Annotated in this window: 19 protein-coding genes; 7 read left to right on the top strand and 12 right to left on the bottom strand. The window is 67.8% G+C overall.

Annotation, left to right across the window (positions count from 1 at the left end; genetic code table 11):
- Nucleotides 1-78: 78 nt before the first annotated feature.
- The 5 genes from ACYVLJ_RS39935 to ACYVLJ_RS39915 form a co-directional block, all read right to left on the bottom strand.
- Entirely contained in the window at nucleotides 79-993 is a 915-nt protein-coding gene (locus ACYVLJ_RS39935; RefSeq protein ID WP_460442571.1) for an HNH endonuclease family protein, read from the bottom strand.
- Nucleotides 994-1,016: 23 nt separating this feature from the next.
- Nucleotides 1,017-1,640: a DUF6919 domain-containing protein gene (locus ACYVLJ_RS39930; protein WP_460442570.1), complete on the bottom strand. Its 624-nt coding sequence runs from the start codon at nucleotides 1,638-1,640 to the stop codon at nucleotides 1,017-1,019.
- Nucleotides 1,641-1,668: 28 nt separating this feature from the next.
- Complete coding sequence (locus ACYVLJ_RS39925; RefSeq protein ID WP_370973715.1) at nucleotides 1,669-1,929, bottom strand: hypothetical protein; 261 nt, start codon at nucleotides 1,927-1,929, stop codon at nucleotides 1,669-1,671.
- A gap of 181 nt (nucleotides 1,930-2,110) precedes the next feature.
- On the bottom strand, nucleotides 2,111-2,374 hold the full coding sequence (locus tag ACYVLJ_RS39920) for a hypothetical protein (protein ID WP_370973717.1): 264 nt from the start codon (nucleotides 2,372-2,374) through the stop codon (nucleotides 2,111-2,113).
- Between the two features lie 419 nt (nucleotides 2,375-2,793).
- Nucleotides 2,794-3,027, bottom strand: a complete 234-nt coding sequence (locus tag ACYVLJ_RS39915; protein ID WP_460442569.1) for a hypothetical protein — start codon at nucleotides 3,025-3,027, stop codon at nucleotides 2,794-2,796.
- Between the two features lie 152 nt (nucleotides 3,028-3,179).
- On the opposite strand from ACYVLJ_RS39915, the gene ACYVLJ_RS39910 reads away from it, so the two are divergent.
- Nucleotides 3,180-3,440 carry a hypothetical protein gene (locus tag ACYVLJ_RS39910; RefSeq protein WP_370973720.1) on the top strand — a complete coding sequence of 87 codons (261 nt, stop codon included), beginning with the start codon at nucleotides 3,180-3,182 and terminating at the stop codon, nucleotides 3,438-3,440.
- 15 nt (nucleotides 3,441-3,455) lie between these two features.
- On the opposite strand, the gene ACYVLJ_RS39905 is transcribed toward ACYVLJ_RS39910, so the two are convergent.
- The 7 genes from ACYVLJ_RS39905 to ACYVLJ_RS39875 all read right to left on the bottom strand — a co-directional run bounded on the left by ACYVLJ_RS39905 (nucleotide 3,456) and on the right by ACYVLJ_RS39875 (nucleotide 10,104).
- Nucleotides 3,456-5,261, bottom strand: coding sequence for a hypothetical protein (locus ACYVLJ_RS39905; RefSeq protein WP_460442568.1), 1,806 nt, complete (start codon nucleotides 5,259-5,261; stop codon nucleotides 3,456-3,458).
- Nucleotides 5,262-5,820: 559 nt separating this feature from the next.
- Nucleotides 5,821-6,339, bottom strand: coding sequence for a hypothetical protein (locus ACYVLJ_RS39900; protein ID WP_460442567.1), 519 nt, complete (start codon nucleotides 6,337-6,339; stop codon nucleotides 5,821-5,823).
- Between the two features lie 121 nt (nucleotides 6,340-6,460).
- Nucleotides 6,461-6,925 carry an HAD family hydrolase gene (locus ACYVLJ_RS39895; RefSeq protein ID WP_460442566.1) on the bottom strand — a complete coding sequence of 155 codons (465 nt, stop codon included), beginning with the start codon at nucleotides 6,923-6,925 and terminating at the stop codon, nucleotides 6,461-6,463.
- Nucleotides 6,926-6,937: 12 nt separating this feature from the next.
- The gene (locus ACYVLJ_RS39890) at nucleotides 6,938-7,492 is read right to left on the bottom strand and encodes a cysteine hydrolase family protein (RefSeq protein WP_460442565.1); all 555 of its coding nucleotides are present in this window, start codon (nucleotides 7,490-7,492) and stop codon (nucleotides 6,938-6,940) included.
- A complete protein-coding gene (locus tag ACYVLJ_RS39885) occupies nucleotides 7,489-8,673 on the bottom strand; it encodes a hypothetical protein (RefSeq protein ID WP_460442564.1) in 1,185 nt (394 codons plus the stop codon). Before ACYVLJ_RS39885 ends, ACYVLJ_RS39890 begins: the two co-directional genes overlap by 4 nt.
- Before the next feature lie 55 nt (nucleotides 8,674-8,728).
- Nucleotides 8,729-9,301 carry a GNAT family N-acetyltransferase gene (locus ACYVLJ_RS39880; protein WP_460442563.1) on the bottom strand — a complete coding sequence of 191 codons (573 nt, stop codon included), beginning with the start codon at nucleotides 9,299-9,301 and terminating at the stop codon, nucleotides 8,729-8,731.
- Complete coding sequence (locus ACYVLJ_RS39875; protein ID WP_460442562.1) at nucleotides 9,298-10,104, bottom strand: GntR family transcriptional regulator; 807 nt, start codon at nucleotides 10,102-10,104, stop codon at nucleotides 9,298-9,300. The genes ACYVLJ_RS39880 and ACYVLJ_RS39875 overlap by 4 nt, the downstream gene beginning before the upstream one ends.
- Nucleotides 10,105-10,243: 139 nt before the next feature.
- Between ACYVLJ_RS39875 and ACYVLJ_RS39870 the strand changes: the two genes are divergently transcribed.
- The 6 genes from ACYVLJ_RS39870 (at nucleotide 10,244) to ACYVLJ_RS39845 (ending at nucleotide 19,378) form a co-directional block, all read left to right on the top strand.
- Nucleotides 10,244-10,570 (top strand): hypothetical protein, encoded by a 327-nt coding sequence (locus ACYVLJ_RS39870; protein WP_370973735.1) that lies wholly within the window; start codon nucleotides 10,244-10,246, stop codon nucleotides 10,568-10,570.
- A gap of 105 nt (nucleotides 10,571-10,675) precedes the next feature.
- Nucleotides 10,676-11,743, top strand: coding sequence for a hypothetical protein (locus tag ACYVLJ_RS39865; RefSeq protein WP_460442561.1), 1,068 nt, complete (start codon nucleotides 10,676-10,678; stop codon nucleotides 11,741-11,743).
- Between the two features lie 259 nt (nucleotides 11,744-12,002).
- On the top strand, nucleotides 12,003-12,776 hold the full coding sequence (locus ACYVLJ_RS39860; protein WP_460442560.1) for a hypothetical protein: 774 nt from the start codon (nucleotides 12,003-12,005) through the stop codon (nucleotides 12,774-12,776).
- Nucleotides 12,777-12,779: 3 nt separating this feature from the next.
- On the top strand, nucleotides 12,780-14,432 hold the full coding sequence (locus ACYVLJ_RS39855) for a hypothetical protein (protein WP_460442559.1): 1,653 nt from the start codon (nucleotides 12,780-12,782) through the stop codon (nucleotides 14,430-14,432).
- A 120-nt stretch (nucleotides 14,433-14,552) separates the two neighbouring features.
- A complete protein-coding gene (locus ACYVLJ_RS39850; protein ID WP_460442558.1) occupies nucleotides 14,553-17,033 on the top strand; it encodes a hypothetical protein in 2,481 nt (826 codons plus the stop codon).
- On the top strand, nucleotides 17,030-19,378 hold the full coding sequence (locus ACYVLJ_RS39845; protein WP_460442557.1) for an FtsK/SpoIIIE family DNA translocase: 2,349 nt from the start codon (nucleotides 17,030-17,032) through the stop codon (nucleotides 19,376-19,378). Before ACYVLJ_RS39850 ends, ACYVLJ_RS39845 begins: the two co-directional genes overlap by 4 nt.
- Nucleotides 19,379-19,387: the final 9 nt, after the last annotated feature.

Below are 19,387 nucleotides of genomic sequence, written 5' to 3'. Positions count from 1 at the left end.
GTAGGGGGAGTGGCCCCGTCGCGGCGACGCTTGCTGGCTTGGCCGTGGCGGGGCGCTACTCGTGGGAATTCCTGCTGTTCAGCCGCGTTCGCTACAGGTGTTGAGCATCTGGGCGAGCGCGGTCTTCTCCGGACTGGAGATGGTCAACTTCCACTCGGTCTTCACTGCGACCCAGCGGACGGCGTAGTCGCAGCGTTCGGCCGGCACCGGGAGGTATTCCGGCGGCGGGCCGTCGCCCTTACTGCGGTTGCTGTGAGCGGTGACAGCGACCAGCTCGGTCTGCCAGTCGTTGGCGAACCGCTCGCGCTGGTCCTGGGGCCAAGAGGCCGCTCCGGTGCGCCATGCTTCGGCCTCTGGCACCAGGTGGTCAATGTCGAGTTCGGTTGGGTCGTGGACGGTGACCCCGTCATAGAGGGACACCCAGGTACCGGAGATGACCTTGCAGGTCTTTGGGTCGCTGCGAACGTCCCGGCCTTGGCGCTGAAGCACGATCTCGCGGGTGTCGCAGGAGTTGCCGTGGCTGGCCCAGCGGTGTCCGAACTTCGTCCGCGCGTAGCCAGCCATGGAGCCGGGCGCCTCGACGCGGAGCTCGCCGAGCTGGCGGACGGCGGCCGTGAGGGCGGACGGCTGGGTAGTCGCGACGATCGGCGCGGAGCTCCCTGTGACGTTTGCGCCGGTTTGCCCGGGTTTGCAGCTGGTCAGCGACGCGGCGAGGAAGATCGTCAAAGCGAGTATGCAAGACCGCGCTGGCTTGCCATCTGCGCTGTTCAAGGTGGGTTTCTCCACTTCTCCCGGGGCATGGTTGCGGCGCGGGACGGAGACCTCGCGACCGCCCGGGAGGCGGCCACGCATGTCCAATTTGTGCGGTATTGGAGCCGTGTTGGCGACGAACAGCTCGTCGAGCGGCCCGCGACCGGTCGCGAATGAGGGGGTGGCGGGCCCGGTCAGGGCTCCGGCGAGCACGAATGTGCCGTTGAACAGGTCGAATGACATTCGACGGTCCAGGACGTCGGCGTTTACGAAGCGGCCTCGTTCAGGACGCCGCCGTTATTGACCGACCATTCGTTGACGACTTCCCAGACGGTGTGGTCTGGGCCGTAGTCGGGTGCGGCGATGGTGACCTGCCGTGACCTGATAACCGCGTTGATCGCGTCGCGGTGGCACTCGTCGTACTGGAATCGAATCTCGCTGGCGCGACGCTGGGTCCCGAAGCCGGTGCAGACCTGCTCGGCGCGACGCGTCACGTCGATGAAGTCGCGACAGCGGCGGGCGAACCGCGTGTTCAGGACGGTATTTGTGATGACGATCAACCCTGCTTGCTGGGCAACGTCGATCAGCTCGGAAGACCGGTCAGGAGCGATCCAGCCTTCGACTGCGGCCCGTTGAGCCCAGGTTGCGCCGTCGAACCCTGTGCCGGGTGCGCGGCCGGGCTGGCTGGCCTCGGTGACGTAGCCGGCGCGATTGGCGCGCGCCAGCACGGGGACGAGCTCTGCGGTTTCTTCGTCGGGGCCGAATCCGGGTTCGTAGCCGGGCTGGGACTCGATGGCGCCTTCGAGCCACAGGGCAGTCAGCCGGCCGAGATCACGAAGGTCGCGTGCGGCGTACCAGCGCTCGCGGTCGGCGCGAGCCATGCGCTTCATCGCTGGTCCAGGGGGGCGGTTGCGCTGTTCATGCTGTCGCTCCCGAAGCGATGTCGGCTTCGAACTCGGCTGCGCTGCGCGCTTCTGCGGCGAAGCGGAGGCGGCCTTGAGCAACGCGGTGCCACTGCTGGGCGAGCTCGGCATCACCGGCCTCCGCGGAGCCGCGGGCGAACAGCGCGGCGGCATTCGCCGCGATCTCGAAGTCCTCGGCCACGTCGGCGAAGCGCCCCAGGCGAAGGAGTCGAAAGGCTTCCTGGACGGCGATCTGGGCCAGGATGTACAGGCTCAACGAGGGGCCTTGCTGGGCAAGCAGGCCCAAGGGATGCGCGTGAGACACTGATGGTCCCTTCCGTGCTGGTAGGGGCTGGCGGGTCGCACGAACTGTGGTAAGGGCTGTGCGGCCCGCCGCGCCGGATCTCCGTCCGGCAGCTCGGCTAGGTGATCATCAAGTCGCCTTAGAGACGACTTGATCAGGAGTCGGCCATCACCTCCCCGGCGTCCTCGAGCCGCTTCCTCACCTTGTAGACGTGCGCGGCCGTCCGGCCGATGGCGGCGCCGATCACCGTCTCGTTCATCGACCGCTTCTTGCCGTAGCGCACAGCGGCTTCATCGGCGAGCTTCGACTCCTTCTTCAGCCACTCCTCCAGCTTGTGCACCGCCGCTGCATAGGTCAGTGGGTCGCTGCTTGGCGGGGGAAGCTGCGGCTGCGGATCGTTGCTCAGGGTGTCTTCCATGCACTGATTCAACAGCGTTGACACGGTGACGTCAACCATAGTTCGCCGCCCTTTAGCCGGTGTTGACAACGTGGTTCGGCGAGCATCGGCTCGTAGCGCAGAGTGACCAAAAGGCCAACTTGGCGATCCTGAAATCGCCAAGACATTGACCAGGAATCGCCCAACTTGGCGTTTGAATCGCCAAGCTGCCGAGCGGATGAGCAAGGCAATGACTGTGCGTTTCGTGGCGTGGTATACCTATATCCGCGCGCGCGCCCGCGCGAGCGCGCGGCACGCGCGCGGGGGCGCGCGCCTGCGCGTTACGAGCCCCCGCGATCGCCTATCCCGCGCGGGAGACCCCTTCGATCAGGGCTTGGCGTTTCACTCACCGTGCACTGGACGCTGGCCGGCGGGGCGACGCGCCCCGCCGGCCAGGCCGGCTAGGAGAGGTGGTCGTCCGGCGCCTCGCTGATCAGCTTCAGCATCGCCTCCCGGGTGCCGGTGCCCAGCTCCTCAGCCTCCTCGTGGTCCCACGCCTTGTAGTGGCCGTTCGGGTCGGTCTTGCCCTCGTCGTCCATCGGGCCGAGGACCGAGTACCGCCGGCCTTCGGTGCGGTCGAGGGTCGCGGCGTACTGACCGTCGGCGTTCTCGTCGAAGAGGATCTTGTTCGTCATCGTGGGCCTCCGCTGCTCGGGTCTGGCGTTCCCGTCGTTCTGTAACCAGTAAACCCCGGTTCGCCGCCGTTGTCAACACCCTTGATACTGTCGTTTAAACGGCGTTGAATCGTGGTGTGAACGACGCGCTGACGGGACGTGGAGGACGTGACATGGCCGAGGGCACCAAGCACACCTGCAACTCGGACCGACCCGGCATGCCGCTGTCGTACGGCCGGCGAGCCGAGCTGGGCGTCTGCCCGCGGTGCGACGAGCTCCACGCTGGCGCTGCGCCGCGGACCCTTGCCTGGGGCGGCCGAGCGGCCAGCGCGGTGGTCGACGACCGCAGCGCGGAGATCCGGGCGCACTTCGCGGCCGGCGGGCCGCACTCGCGGGGTGCGTGCGGGCCGGTGTGCACCTTCGGCGACTGGTGAATGGCACCCGCCGCGTCACCAGCCGCCGGTCTCCGGGTCGTGGTTGCAGCGCACGGTCGGGGTGTCCGCGGGCACGTGCAGCCAGCCGAGCTCGTCGCACAGCTCGCAGGCGTCGATCGCGGCCCGGCGTGCTGCGATCTCCTCGCGGCGGGCCTGCTCGAACGCCTCCCGCTGCTGCTGCCGCAGGATCGGGCTGTTGCGCTCGACGTCGCGGATGACGCGCTGCTTGAACGGCGACAACGCCGGCTCGGCCCGCGCCAGCCGCGCCCTGATCCACCCGCGGGCACTGCGGATGTAGCGGGGGAGCTGGGTGAACTCGGGGTAGCCGTGCAGCTGGTCGGCCAGGTCCTCCCAGCTCCAGTCGTGCCGGTCGAGCAGGTGGGACGCCCGGATCTGGGCCGCCAGCCACCGCACCGACACCCCGTCGCACACCCGCGGATCAAGACGCGACCGCAGAAGCCACTCAGCGGCTCGCACAGCCTCGGACTGGGGCGCACGCTCCCGATCACCCTCGGAACCCCGAGTTCGCCCGCCAGCGACCGAACCAGGGCCGTTTTTGATCGAGGAAGCCCCCTTCTTGTCACTGCCCGGCGAAGCCGGTCGGTTATCCACAGGTTGTACGGAACTGGACTTCACTTGATCTTGGTTACACACCTGCGGGGGGTGGACATTTTGATGTTTGTGCAGGTCAGCGCCCAGGGGGCTGAAGCGTAGGCACCCGACCACCGGCCCGCAGTCCGGGCACACCGGGTTCGAGCTGGGCGCCCAGGACACCAGGTCGACCGGCTCGTGGACGGTGTGAGCCCCGCTGGCGTAGACCACGGTCACGGTGCCGTACAGCAGCACGTTGGCCGGGTGGACGCGCTCGTCGGCGTGCTCGCGCAGCAGCTGCTCGCCCGCGCTGACGCACGCGTCGACCACTGCGCTGGCTTCCTCGAGCTCCTGAGCGGCGAGGGGGACGCGCAGCTCGTAGACCGGCGCCAGCTGCACGAGGGTCGGCTCGTCGGCCTGGTCCTCGCGCTCGACGTCGTCGTTCAGCTCGAGGTCGAGGGTCTGCCGGGCGGCCGCGGCGGCACGGCGGCCGCGCAGGCCGGCGCGGACGGCGTCGAGTTCGGCGCGAGCGCGGGCGATCGCCGCGTCCTCGGCCGCGACGGCCTCCGCCACCTTGCGTTCCCGCTCTTCGCGTTCGGCGGCGGTCTCGCCGTCCGGCGCCTCCTTCCGAGGCAGCTGGCAGCCGGGCAGGATCTCCCACAGCAGCGCCTCCCGCTGGAGCCATGCGACACAGCGACGGACCGTCCGGTCCGAGCAGCCGACGGCGGCGGCGATCTCCTCCTGGGTGACCCAGGTCAGCGGGCGCCGCCCCTGGTCTGAACAGCAGCGGAGCACGTTGCAGATCCGCCACCAACGGCGTCGCTTCGCGTTGTACCGGAACTCCTGCCCCGGCCCGCTCTGCTGCCGGATGCGGTCCTCGACGGCTCCGAGCCACACGTCGGCCGAGTCGGCCACCCGCGTGCACTCCGGCGCGCTGCGACGAAGGATCTCGCCCGCCAGGCGCATCCGCGCCGGGACCGCGATGTGCCGCAGCACCGCCCAGCGGACCCCGGACTCGACCAGCAGGCGGTCGATGGGGTGCAGCTGGTCGTACTCGTCGGCGGCCGCCAGGACGGCCTCGATGGCCGGGTCGAAGACCAGGATCGGCTCGAGCTGGCCGCTCTCGGTCGCTGCGACCTTGGCGTGCACGGCCGCGGTGCCGCCGGCCAGGTGCCAGCACTGGTCGCAGACGATGAGCTCGGCGCAGTCCAGGAGGCCGTCACCCGGCACGAGCGGTGCTCGCAGGCGGCCGAACGGCCGGCCGCAAGCCAGGCAGTCAGGCCGCTGAACAGCGGAAACAGGCGCATGTAGGAGCTCGGCGGTGGTCATCGCGTCCATCCGGAGGCCGGCTGGCTTGATGACCTGCGCGAACGCGGCGCGGTGAGATGTTCAGCGGCCGATGAAGACGCCGTGAACAGGGGAGAGGCAGACAGGCGGCGGGTGTGTCCCGGCGCGCATGAGTAGACCGCGCTCCTGGTGGTAGGTATGCTGCAACACCAGGAGCGCCGTGTTGTTGGCACGACGTGGGGCTTCCTTCTCCGAACCCACCAGGTTCGGGGTAACGGCGAAGGCCGGTGTTCCTAGCACCGGAATTCGCACTCGGCTGTGAGCCAGGGGTGGTGCCCTGACTTTCTTGCTGAGGTGTTCAGTTGTTGTCCGAGTAGGGCGCTCTGGCTGGTGAGGCCAGATGTCCGAGTTGAAGCTTTGGGTGACTCGATCAGACTCGGGGCGCTGCGTGCGCCTTCGGACTTGCCGGGGCGGTCCCCTTTGGGGCCGCCCCGAAGTCGTGTTATGAGGCTTGCGCCACCTCCTCCAGGAGGAGCTGCTGCTGGCCATCGAGGTCGTGGTGGTGAGCCATCTCCTCGGTGACGCGTGCAGCGAAGGCGCTGAGGTCGTTGGGCCCGTCGGCTTCGGCCAGGCGGGCGAAGCCGTCCATGAGGCGAACGGCGAAGCTAGCGTGCTCGTACTGGGCGATCGGGATCACCACGGCCAGGGTTTCCTGGTATCGCGTGATCGCGATGTGCGCGGACTCCTTCTCCACCTTCTCCAGGTGGACGGCCTGGTCGCGGCGGAAGATGTGGGCGGGGACCTTCTGGATGTCGCGCGCGTAGGTGTCGTCCTGCTGTTCGCCGCGCTGGGTCAGGCCCTTGACGGCCTGGACCGCGAACGACATCCGGCGGTGGTCTTGCGGCGGCACCACGACGCCGACCGTCGTGCCGTAACGGGACAGCGCGACGTGACCGCCCGCCTTGACCTCGGCGAGGTAATCGGCCTGCTTCTCGCGGAAGCGCTGCGCCGGAACACTCATCAGGTCCATGGCACCGAAACTTACAACACTTGGCGCCGAAATGCATGATCGAGTTTTGGCGTGTCGGAACTTCGTTGCCCCTGCTACCTGCACCTTCCCTGGGCGCATCCAGATCACCTCCTCACCTACTCGGCATGGCGGCCGGAGCCAGCTGCACCGGAAAGCCCTGTTCAGCGGCCATCTTCAGCACGCGGTGATCGTCGTCGACGACCACGGCGATGGAGCGCACTGCGGCGATCAGGTGCAGCTGCTCGAGCTTCCAGACCGGCGATGGGCGGAGGTCGTCGTTCGGACGCATCACCAGCTCGCCGTCCGGGAGCTCATGCTGGCGTAGCCAGTCGGCCGTCAGCTGATAGATGCGATCCGAGCGAGCCGTGAGCCAGACGATGTCGTTGTCCGCAGCGAGGTGGTGGGCCAGGGCGACGCCGGAGGGGATCGGCCGGTCGGCGCCGGCCGCGTCGAAGAACGCGGCCCAGGCTTGGCGTGACGCCGTCGCAGGCTGGGGGACGAGTAGCGGTAGCCGCCACGACCCGTCCGCCACGAATCCGTCGACGTCGAGCACGGCGACCGGCCGATCGTGGGTCACTGTTTCTCCTGTTCAGGCGGCCTTGGCGTTGTTGTTCAGTACGTGGTCGGCGGTGACGAGCTGGTCGCGGCCGATGAAGTACTTCATGGTGAGCAGGCCAGCGTCGTGCCGCTTCGGGTCACCGTGGGAGGTGCACGCGTCGGTGACGACCCACGGTGTGTAGCCCAGCTCGAACGCGTCGCAGGCCGTCTTCATCACGCATGACTCTGTAGCGATGCCGCAGATCACCATCTCGTTCCACCCGTTGCGGTGAACCATCCGCGTGAACTCGGGAGTGAACGGCGAGTACTGCGCCGGCTTGTCGATCACCGGCCATCGCGCGGCCGACTCGGCCAGCTCGGGGATGATCTCGGTTTCCTCCTCGCCGGGCATGAACCGCTCCCAGTGGATCAGCCTGGTGAACTGGCTGTCGGGCTGGTTGAGGAAGCGCGTGTACACGACGTCGCGGTCGAGCTCTTCCCATCGGCGCACGAGGTCGACGACGTGAGGAACGATCGGCCGTGCACGTGTGCTGACGAACCCGTTCTGCATGTCTACGACGACCAGCACGCTCTTTCCGCTGTTCACGGCGCTTCCTCCTTGAGTAGTTGCACGGTCTCGTTGAGCTTCTGGTCCAGCTCGCTCGAGGACACCACGGCGGCGCGCAGGGCCCGCAGCTGTGCCGGTTCGTTCGCGTCGCCACGCACGATCGCCGCCCGACGTCCGCGGAGCCAACGCCAGTCATGGCCGGCGGGCAGCTTCGGGTCTTCGCCGTCACGAATCTGCTGGTCTAGTTCTTCGCAGAGGCACCACAGTCCCTGGGCCAGGAGCTCAACGGAGGCCAGATCGTCTTCGGTGAGCGCGGCCGCCGGCGCGAGCGGGTGGTACGCCACCCCGGCCCACGACGCCCAGCCGAGGGACACTCCGTCGACGCCGATCGGCACGTGGTCCTTGGGCGCGAACCCTTCGCTGAACAGGCGCTGCTCGATTTGACGAGCATGGCGGTGGTCGCCGTCGCCGCTGCCGAGCAGCGCGCGGGGCGAGGTGAGCAGCCGCAGGGCGGTGTGCAGATCCCGTCCCGCCCAGGCAGGTTCGACCAGCCAGAACGCTGTGAGCACATACCGAGCACACGCTGGTTCGTGATCCAGCAGGCGAGACAGGTGGGCCGCGAGCCGATGCCGTGTGGAGCGATGGGTTTCGCGACGCCACACCGACACGTCGGCGATCGCCTCGGCGCGATGCGGGGTGATCACGTGCCACACCGCCACTCCCCAGCTGAACAGGTACAACAGGCCACGCACCGGAGGTTCGCCATCCTCGTCGAGGACGAGCTCGACTCGCTGCGCGTCGGCCCAGCCGACGGTAACCGGGGCGGCGGACAGCGCGGTGGCCAACTCGGCGACTGCCGCGCCGACGAAGACGGGTACAAACTGGTGGGCGTGCACGAGAAACGCCCCGTCCTCGGAGACCGAGGGGCGCAGGTTACCGAACAGCTCTTCTGGCCGGCGCCGGTAGGCAAGCGAGTAGAGCTGGGCGTAAGGGTCGTCGGCGCGCTTGGGGGAGGACTGTCCGTCCTCGTGGCGCATCAGCGCCCGCCGCACACTCTCGACGCTCGCGGTCATGGGTATTCCGGCCTCCTGAGCCATCCGGTGCAGCTCGAAGGCCGCGCGGTTCAGCGACCAGCCGCGTTCCTCACGGCAGGCGCGTAGCACCCCATTGGAGCCTCCCGCGTCGGCATGGTTGGCCGCTAGTGACATCGGCAATGTCACCCCCATGTCCGTGCTGTCATCTACCGCACCCTCTCTGAACAGCCAAAACTGGCCACTAATAGGTCAGTTCCTTGACAACTCCATCAGTGACTTGCTGATCGCCTTGCGCGTCCGATACTGGCCGCTCGAACAGCGCGGCGGAAGGACGCTGCGGATCTGCAATCCGGACGAACCGGAATCCGGCGGCCCGGTAGTAATCGTGCAGCCTCGTGTTCGAGGTCCACGCGTCGAGCCGCACGAACGCCTTGCCGCGTTGGCGGGCGATCATCTCGGCGTGATCGAGCAGCAGCGAGCCGAGCCCGCGGTGCCGATTGCGCCGATCAGTGATCATCCGATGAACGATCACGCATTCGGCCTGTTCAGCGGGCGTCCATAGCCACGAGTCGGTGTGCTCGTCAATCGCGATCGTTGCAGCAGGACGCTCGTCCACCTCCGCGATCCAGGTTTCGCCGGCGGCGACCGACGCCGCCACCCGCTCCTCGAACCGTGCCGCGGAGAGTCCCTTCTCGGACCACTGGTCGCTCCCGATCGAGGAGAGCCACTGGGCGGTCTCGCGCCGCCACCGGGCGATCATGGCCACTTCTGCGGCGTTCGCGCGCCGGATCTCGACGTCCGCCTTCCCGCTCACTCGTCCTCCCCACGGTCGTTGTCCCTGTTCAGAGCGGCGCAGATGAGCCCCAGGGCCTGGTGGTCACCAAGTTCGTGGATCAACCGGTTCCGGTCCGCCACTGATCGCTTCCTCGTAACCCTGGTGATCTGGTGCGGGTTGGCGCCGATACGGATGTAGTCAGTGATCCATGTGCCAGTGGGCACCGCGAGGGCCATGGCCTCGTCCGGGGTGGCCGGCCGCGCGTGGTTGGAGTCGCGCCAGGCCACTTCGCCCAGGCCGCGATCGGCCAGGCGGCGCGTGGTGCCTTCCGGGATGTCGTGCGGAGAGTCGAGTCCTGCCTCTTCGGCCAGGGTTTTCGGATACCAAGACTCCTCCCAGGACCACGGCTCCCCGTCGACCAGTTGCCGCAAGGTCCGCACCACCACCCACGACTCCGGCTCGATCCCCAGCCACCGTGCGACTTCAGCGTTCGCCGGCTCCATCCGCATCGCGAACTCCTTCGACGGCTCACGTCCGGCCAATCGCACGGTCTCCACGAAGACGTCGGAGATCGCGGATGGAGGCCGGTCAGGGCGGATGAAGTCGGTGACGACGTGGTCGAGCACTTCCTGCGACCGAACGATGGTGCCGCGGCTGGTCGAGGTCATCAGCAGCCGCTCCGCGACGAGCTGCTTCACGGCAGCGCCGATGGTGACCGGCGATGTATTGAACCGTTCGCCCAGTTCAGCGTGGGTTGGCAGCCGATCACCGGGCTTCCAGACGCCGTCGTGGATGTTCCGACGCAGCCGGTCGGCGACGTAGGTCGTCTTCGTCGGACTCAACGCTCAGCTCCCTCTTCCACGGTTTCCCAAGAGAAACCTAGCGAACACCCTTGACAGGCACCATCCCCGACATGTTTATTAAGAGAAACTGTTACTGATCTTGAACGGTTGAACCGATGAACAGGGAGGTTGAGAAGCGATGACCAGCACAAAGACCCAGCTCCGCGCCTGGTACCCGTCCCCTGCCCGGGGCTCGAAGGTGGAGCCGACGGTGCCCGAGCTGCTGGCGATGGCCGATCAGAGCCGCCAGGACTGGCGGCCGGAGGAGCCCTCGAGCCGCGATCTGGCCGCCTTGGACCCCGAGGTTCCGAAGCTGCTGGCCGAGTTCGCGGGCATCCAGAAGCAGCTGCTCGACACCGCTGAACGGAAGCTCGCGCGCACGATCCGGCCGTCTCGCCGACGTGCGCTTCGCGACGAGATCAAGGGCCACTGGGACGCCATCGGCCACCTGGCCACCGGCGCCTAGCCCCCTGGCCAACCAAGCCCCCGTGAACTGGAGTCCCAGATGACCCTTACGGAGCAGCCCACGACCAACGGGCACGCGCCGGCTGCGGCGTTCGTGCCGCCGCAGATGACCACCCAGCTCTACGCCGCGACTCCGCAGTCCCAGCCCCCTGCCACCCCCGACCGGTTCACGTCGATGCCGTCGGCGGCCGAGTTGAAGGCCCTCGAGCAGCGCGCCACCGAGGCGGTCGAGGTCCAGGACGCCGAGGTTATTCGCGAGTGGAAGAGCCGCAAGGAACTCGACGCTGACTGCGATCTGGCGGAGAAGCACCGCACCGCCCTGCGTGCCGTCCAGGCCAAGCGCAACGCGTTCGAGATCGAACAGGCCGAGCGCGAGCTCTCGACCGAGCAGGAGATCGCGAAGGCCAAGCAGCGTGACGTGCTGGACGCCATCAGGGCGAAGGACAAGCTGCGTGCCCTCACCAGTGCGACCGCGTTCCTCGGCGCGCAGTACCGCTCGCGGAAGCTGGCTCTCAATCTCGCTGGCGCACCGGCGGTCGCCGGCGTCATCATCGGCACCGTTCAAGCTCAGGACGCCTGGTCGCGGGTCATGCACCTGACCTGGACCAATCCTGTCTGGTCGGTGCTGTTCCTGCTGGAATCCCTGGCGACCGCTCCGCTGGTGGCCATCCTGATCTTCCAGGCTGGCAGGCCCGGCGGCTCGGCCAGCGCGATGCGGCAGGCGTTCGCCTCGATGCGCAAGGAGAAGTTCGCTGGGATCAAGGCCCTGCTGCTCGGCATCAGCGTGTTCATCAACGTCGCGCCGCACCTGATCCTCGGCGAGCTCTCGGGTCTGATCTGGCTCTGGGTCCCGGTCGCCGTTGTGCTCTCGCTGTGGCTGCTGCCGGTCCTCGCCGCGGAGTTCAACGACCGCATCCTCACGGCTAAGACCGACGCTGAGCTGAGCGCCCCGGCAGGACAGCTTTCGAGCGAGCTGTCGAAGCTCGGCCGCATGGTGCGCGCGGTCGAAGAAGCCGAATTGACCGGCGCGCTGAAGGCCCCGGAGGACCAGGCCACCGCCGGCGCCGGCGCGATCCGCAAGGTGCTCGCGGGACGCTTCGGGCAGGCCGGTATGCCGGACGCCCAGCTCACCCGTGACTGGCTGAAGTTCGTCCGCACCGGCGAACTGCCGTAACCCCAAGCCGGTGGTCCGGCCAACGCCCCCCTACCAGCACTGCGCTGGCCGGACCACCTTCCCAATCGAACACGGAGTCCGTGGACGCGTTGAGGTCCACCGGTGCGAGATCCGGTGGACCTCAACGGGAGCACGGAAGCCCGTCACCCCAAATGAACAGCACAAACGAACGCTTCGGCCGCCACGGGCCGGACAGGCGCGGAACTGCTTTCGACTCACGGAACCCGCGCTCCGATTGCACGGAAGGAGAACGACCGCGATGTCCACACCAATCGACACTGGCAACCACGCCGGCAGCGAGACGGGTGCCGACGCGGAGTTCACCACGGCGGACTTCGCGCTGCTCGCCTCGAAGGGGAACTGGGACGCCCAGGCTCCGTCGCAGGCTGCGGCATCCGCCAATGCGGACTCTGCCGCGAACATCGACCGCGCAACGCCGATCGGCGACCCGGACGCCGAAGGCTGGAACTCCGTCGTAGCCAAGCAGGCCAAGAAGACCGAACAGAAGCACGTTGCGGCGAACACCACCGACAAGAAGTCGCGCATCCTCACCGCGGCCGCATGGACGCCGGGCGACTACACCGCCGCGGCGCCAGCAGATCTCGGCGCGCTGTTTGCTGAGCACCGCGAGCGCTGCCAGGCCATCGACGCACCGATCGGTCGGGGCCTCTACCACGTCTACGCCGGCTCCGCCGCGACCGTTGGCGTCGCTCTGAACGTGTTGTCCTACATCACCGCGAAGCTGTCTGCGCTGCTAACCGACCCCAAGAACTCCTCCGCACCCGGCTCCCTGGAGGAGACCGTCGCCGTACACGCGCGCCGGGCGCAGAACACCCGATTCGTCGTCGGGAAAGTCCTGTACAGCGGCTGGGCCACCGTCTCGACCCCGACGGCGACCGCCCTCAACCTGGTGTCGTGGCTGGCGGCCCAGTCCGCGGTCGCGGTCAACGACCCGCGTCGGTTGGGCCGCGTACTGCTCGCGGCTCTGTTCGCAGCGATCGTCATTGCCGGCGTCACGATGGTGGCGGGCTGATCGATGCCGACCACCACCAGCAGCCGCCGGCGAAGCCGTCCCGCCGCACCTACCCGCCCCGTCCGTGCGGCGGGGCACCTGGCAGGTCGGCGCGCGGGTCGTCACGGCGACCCGGACCAGTGGTTCAACCGGGTCGAGCGGGAGGTTGGCGAGTACGCCCGCGACATGATCCATCGTGGTCAGCAGGCCCGGCGGATCATCTACAAGAAGCGTCCTGCCGTTGCGGGGAAGGGCAAGATCCGACACGTCCGCGTCGCCGGTCGTGGACTCGTAGTTGTCGGCCGCGCTGCGGCCGGCACAGCCGCCGTCGCTGTCGCCGGCGCCTACCTGACGACCCGCTGGACCGTGCGGCACTCCTACCGCGGCTACCGCGCGGTCCGGCCGCATGTGAGCCGCGTTGCCGGGCACGCTGCTCGGTACGTGCATTCCCGCAGCGTTGTCTACGGCGACGCTGCGGCCCGCCGGATCGTTCGGATGCAGGCCCGCAACCGGGTCCGGGTCCGCCGAATGCGGTACGCGGCAGCGACACGGCTGTCTGAGCTGCACGTCCGCTCGATTCAACGGGACTGGAGCCGGATCACCCCGGTGGCGGCACGTGCGGCAGCTGCGGTCGCACCTCGCAAGGGTCGGGTACACCCGATTCGTCAGTTCGGTGTGTTCAGCGGCGGCTCGAGTGCCGCTGGTCGTCGAGCGGAGGCCGAGGCAATCCGTCGAGCGGCGGACAACCTCGCCGACACCGCGCCGGTCGACCGCGGAAGCAACGGCGACTCGGTCGGTCGAGGTGGTGTCGGCACTCGCGAAGGTTCGGGTGATGCGCCGAAGCCGGCTTCGGGTGTGCGGGTGGAACCCTCGTCCGACGAGGACGCTGCTGTTCGGCGAGCACGAGCGAAGCTCGCCGGTCTCGATGACGTTGACCTCGGCCGCACCCCGACCGGCGACCCGGACAAGGAAGCCCGCCGGGCCGGACTCCCCGAGGCCACGCCCGGCGTCTGGCAGCAGAACAAACCAGATGTTCAAGAGACGCCCACGCCGCAACGCGAGTCCACAGAGGACAAGGCGCGGCGGCGCGAGCTGGAGAACCACAAGCTGCTGCGGCCTGATGGCTACGTACCCGGATGGGTCGGTCCCCGCATGGAGTGGGACTACGTCGTCCCGCCCGACAACAAGGCTGCCCAACCGCAGCGTCCGGACAGCGGAGCGCATGCAGCTCAGGCGGCAGAGAGCGACCGTGGCGATCGCTCGACCGCCGCTCAGAAGGCCCACACCAGCAGCACCCCGAAGTTGAGCTCGATCAGCACCACTGGAGGAACCATGTCGAACGACCCGACCGTCCACCTGAACAGGGGTTTTGCTCTGCTCGCGGACTACACCCCCGAAGGTTTCCAGGACTGGTTGCAGATGCTCGCCGGCACGGCGCACGCCTTTCGACTGGGGGCGGAGGCGGTCACCGTGCTCGCGTTGCGCATGGACATTCAGGAGAAGATGGACCCCCGCGCACTTCAGAAGCTCTACCTGACCGGCCCGATTCTCGGCACGGCCATGCAGATGACCGCGGGGGCGACCAAGGACTTCTGGTGGCTCTACCAGGATCGGTTCGAGACCAACGGTGCACGTGGCCGCACGATGCGCGACGAGTCCCGCTTCTTCCAGCGCTAATCCCGAGATGGTCGCGGTCAATCCCGGCCACCCCAATCTCCCGTGCGGGGTGGCCGGGTGTTGTCCCTGACCAATCCACCTGCGAACGATCGGTTTGATCAGAGAGCGAGAACGACTCCGATGGCGAACGCGACGAAGGTCAAAAGCCCGAAAGCACAGGCAAAGGCCGACGCCAAGGCCAAGGCCAAGGCGGAGAAGAAGAAGGCCCGCCACGACAAGCTCAAGGCTCAGTCGCGTGCCCTCGCGTCGCGAAACTCTCACCAGCTGCGCCCCTTGATGATCAACGGGTCCGCGCTGACGACCAGCGTGCTGCTGCACGAGATTTCTCCGACCATCGGCGCGGCATTCGGGCTTTCGGCTGCTGCTGTGACCGCGGTCAACGCCTGGCTGGGTCGGCTGTCCGAGAACGAGCGTAAGCACATCGCCGTTCACGGTCTCTCGGCAGCAGCGTGGTCCGCGCTGGCCGGCCTGGTCGGCTTCACGCCGATGGTCGATGTCGCCGGCCTGGTCGGGCTCATCGCCTCGCACTTGACCTGGCATGAACGTCGCGGCGTCCGCAAGCAGGGTGTCTCGGAGCGGGCGACGTCGAACGAGTGGAACGCCGTCTCCGACGAGGGCGACGACCGCGATGGCATCCTCGCCCGCGCCGGGTGGCCTGGCGCTCGAATGTTCTACCGGGAGCCGATCACCGACGCGAAGGACACGCAGATCGGCTTTCGCTACCACATCGACATCTCCGAAGCCTCCACCACCGCTGACGCGTTCGTGGTGTCCGCGCCGGCCATGATCGCCAAGCACCTGCCTGGCCGCACCCGCAAGGGCGCCGTAACGGCGCACGCCATCGAGGAAGACGTCAACCACGTCTACGTCGACGTCATCTGGCGGAAGCAGTGGTCGATGGAGACGAGCCTGTTGCACCCGATCGTGCAGCACCTGCCGGAGCTCACCGAGCTGGTCCATTGCGCGATCGAGCACCACCAGTCCGGCGGCGCTACCGAGCCGATCGTCATCCCGCGCCACCTGCGCCGCCTCATGCCCGGCATGGCGACCGTCCGTGATCCGATTCTCAAGGGCTTCAAGGCCGACCAGTCCTACGCGACCGAGACGATTTTCAAGAAGGGCTACGGTCCCTTCCACAAATTCGGCGTCGGCAAAAGCGGCTCCGGCAAGACCTCCGACATCAACTCGGAAATCGCGTCGCTGATGCCGTGCCGCGACGCGATCGTCTGGGCCATCGACGTCAGCGCGAAACGAGGCAAGCACTTCGCGCCCTGGGGAAGTTGCATCGACTGGCTGGCCACCGAGATCCCTGACGCGAACGCGATGTTGAAGGCGATCGTCAACATCATCAACGCTCGCGGTCGCCATCCGGCCTACCGCACCGGCGCGGTGGTCTCTCCCAAGACTGCGCCCACCATCGTGCTCATCATCGATGAGCTGCCCGCGTTGTGGGAGGCGCTGGGCAGCGAGCGGATGAACAAGTTCCTCGCCAACATCGCGCGGCAGGCCCGTGCGCAAGGCGTGCGCCTCGAACTGTGGGGTCAACGTGGCGTGCAGACCGACTACGGCAACGGGTTCCACTCGGTGATCACCCAGTGCGACAGCCGCACGCTGTTGAAGGTGCTCCACGAGACCGAGGCCGGCTACGTGCTGAACAACGCCGAGCTGGTGCAAAACGACGTGACCGCGATGCTGCCCGGCGAAGGCATCGATCAGGACGCGGAGACCGGCGAGATGACCCACCGCCGCGGCTGGCTCGTCCGCGAAGGCGACGACGAGGCGGACGAGGGCACGTTCGAGGCGCTGGGCGACATCCCCGCGATCGCCGCCCTTTACGCCCCGTTCCGGCCGAAGCTCGATGCGGTGTCCGCGCAAGCCGCGGGTGAGGCGTACGCCAACCGGAAGGTCTTCCTCCCCGACAACCCGCTGCTCACGCCTGAAGAAGTCGTGACGCCGCGCGTCACCGTGGAGCCTCCGGTGTCCGAGGACGACCAGGACGCCGTGATCAGCCAGCTCCGCACCAACATCTCTTGGCTTGACGCGATGCTGGACGGCCGCCTGTCGGTCCCCGGCATCACCGCTATCACCGACGACGGCGAAGCCGTCATGACCGACGAGGACGACTCCCAGATGGACATCGCAGAACTCGACACCGCCAGCGTCCTGCTGGACTTGGGTATCCCAACCGGTGAGTCAGACGCCGCACGGGAGCAGCGCGGCGAGATGATGAGGGCGCAGCTGGACAAGCAGCTTGCCGGAGCGACCGCCGAACTGGATGAACTGACGTCCGCGATCGCCACGATCGAGCCGACTGTCACGGTGGCGGAGGCCGCTGGCCGCGACGAGGCGCCGCAGGCGTTCCCAGACGATGACCCGATCATCCGGGCTGCCCTGGAGATCATGGGCCGGCAGGGATCCAAGGGCGCACCGGTCGGCGAGATCGTTGCAGCGCTGGGGAAAGCCGGCAAGACGCCGTCCTCGGAGACCGTCAGGGCCCGCCTGCGGGACCTCGCCAACCGGAACAAGGCCGTGCTGGCCGGCTCCGGCCGCGGAGCTCGCTGGTACCTCACCCACCACGCCCCGAAGGGCGGCGACAAGTGACCAGCCGGAAACGCCAGCCCTCCAGGACCCGGACGTCGGCGCGGAAACCCGCGCGGCGCAGGGGGAGCGGCCGGTCGAAGAGCGGGAACTTCACCGCCTCGGTAGCGACCGCGTGGAAGTCGGCTGCTCGAGGCACGGGCAAGCTCACCCGAGCAGTCGGTAGCACCCGTGAACTCGACGTTCCACACCAGCGTGACTGCACAGCACTCGGCCTCATCGTGGCTGCTGTCGTGGTAGCAAGCACGGCCTGGTTCCAGGCTGGCGGTTCGACCGGGCGACGGGTTGGCGACGGCATCCACGCTCTGCTCGGCCTGCCTGGCCTCGCTGTTCCTGTTGTGCTGATGGCGACGGCGGTCACGCTCATGCTCACCACCGCGCGGGTTGAGCGCCGCCCTCGCCTCATCTCGGGTGCCGTGCTGCTGGTGGCCACGATCCCCGGCCTGTTCGAGGTTTTTGCCTCTGCTGGTGGTGCAGTCGGTTCCCTGGCGGGCGGCCTTCTCGCGGAGTCGGTCACGGTGTGGCTCGCCACGCCTCTCCTCCTTGCGGGCTGCATCTTCGGCGCCATCCTGATCGGCAACGTATCGCTGGCGACTGTCCGAGCCGTCCTCAAGGAGACGTTCATCGGCACGCCCGACGCCACCGACGTCGCCCAGGCCGGTGTAAGTGATCAGCCTGCCTCGACTCCGCGCCGAAACCGGCCACGCGTCGCCACCTCCGGCACCTCGGGCACGGTGCCGGATTCCACATCGGACATCTTCGAAGAGCCGACGTCGGACGAGGTCGCTCCTGTCGACTTGGACGCTCTCCAGTCAGCTCAGCCCGCGGTCTGCCGTGTTTCTTCGAGCAGCTACCAACTCCCGCCGGCTGACCTGCTCGCGCGCGGCGACCACTCCGAGATCGACCGCGAGGGTGTCAGCAGGCAGGCCAAGGCGATCACTGCCGTGTTCGAGGAGTTCAAGGTGAACGCCAAGGTCACCGGCTTCACCTGCGGCCCGACGGTCACTCGCCACGAGGTCGAGCTGGGTCCGGGGGTGAAGGTCGAAAAGATCACCGCGCTAACCAAGAACATCGCGTACGCCGTGGCAACGGACAACGTCCGGCTGCTGGCGCCCATCCCCGGCAAGTCCGCGGTCGGCGTCGAGGTCCCGAACGTCAACCGGCAGACCGTCCACCTCGGCGACACCCTGCTGTCGAGCACTGCCCTGAAGGACAACCACCCGATGGTGATCGGGCTCGGCAAGGACATCGAGGGCCACTTCGTCACCGCGAACCTGACGAAGATGCCCCACCTGCTGGTCGCCGGTTCCACCGGTTCCGGTAAGTCGAGCTTCGTCAACTCGATGCTGGTGTCGCTGCTCGCCCGATCGACGCCCGAAGAGGTGCGGATGATCTTGATCGACCCGAAGATGGTCGAGCTGACGCCGTACGAGGGCATCCCGCACCTGATCACGCCCATCATCACCCAGCCGAAGAAGGCCGCCGCCGCGCTGGCCTGGCTGGTGGAGGAGATGGAGCAGCGCTACCAGGACATGCAGGCCAACCGGGTCCGGCACATCGACGACTTCAACCGCAAGGTCAAGGCGGGGGAGATCACCGCGCCGCCGGGGTCCGAGCGCGAGTACCGGCCGTACCCGTACATCATGGCGATCGTCGACGAGCTCGCCGACCTGATGATGACGGCGCCGCGTGACGTCGAAGACGCGATCGTCCGGATCACCCAGAAGGCCCGTGCGGCGGGGATCCACCTGGTCCTGGCGACGCAGCGGCCGTCGGTCGACGTCGTCACCGGCCTGATCAAGTCCAACGTGCCTTCGCGGCTGGCGTTCGCGACGTCGTCGCTGACCGACTCGCGGGTCATCCTGGACCAGCCGGGCGCGGAAAAGCTCATCGGCATGGGCGACGCGCTCTACCTGCCGATGGGCGCCGGGAAGCCGGTCCGCATTCAGGGCGCGTTCGTCGGCGACGAGGAGATCGCCGCGGTCGTCAACTTCGCCAAGAGCCAGGCGCAAACCGAAGCTATCGACAGCGTCGCAGGCAAGACCGGTGGAGCGAAGGTGCCTGCTCCGGATATCGGTGACCTCGACGAGCTGCTTCAGGCCGCCGAACTCGTCGTCACATCGCAGTTCGGCTCCACCTCGATGCTGCAACGGAAGTTGCGCGTCGGTTTCGCCAGGGCGGGCCGGCTGATGGAGCTGCTGGAAGACCGCGGAGTGGTCGGGGCGCAGAACGGGTCCCAGGCCCGGGACGTGCTCGTCCACCCAGACGAGCTGACCGTCGTTCTTGCCGCTCTGAGTGCCTACTACTCGAACGTCGACTCCGGGACCGACACCAGGACTGACGCATGACCGCCGGCG

The sequence above is a fragment of the Amycolatopsis stemonae genome (assembly GCF_054781455.1).
The sequence above is the reverse complement of the archived record's forward strand: the minus strand, read 5'-3'. Positions and strand labels throughout refer to the sequence as shown.